Genomic DNA, 302 nt, shown 5'->3' on the forward strand with positions numbered 1-302 from the left:
GATATTTATAACGAGATCATCTCAATCATCAACAGTACCACCGATATTTTTGTGGACAACGGCGATGGTACCTTCACCCATACCGCCGCAGATGGCACTGTGGTTACATTTGATGCCAACACCCTTACCTTCGTGAACAATGGAAATGGCTCATATACCTTCACCAATGAAAACGGCGAGACCCTTACTATTGACGTGATTGCCGATGTAGTGACCAACATCCAAAACCAGGGGGATATTTATAACGAGATCATCTCAATCATCAACAGTACCACCGATATTTTTGTGGACAACGGCGATGG

At 44.4% G+C, this 302-nt stretch carries 1 pseudogene; it reads left to right on the forward strand.

Annotation, left to right across the window (positions count from 1 at the left end):
* Positions 1-302 (forward strand): annotated as a pseudogene (locus QRD02_RS14380) (hypothetical protein); the annotation flags it as partial.

The organism is Aequorivita aurantiaca (assembly GCF_030410135.1).
In the GTDB taxonomy this organism is placed as follows: Bacteria; Bacteroidota; Bacteroidia; order Flavobacteriales; family Flavobacteriaceae; genus Aequorivita; species Aequorivita aurantiaca.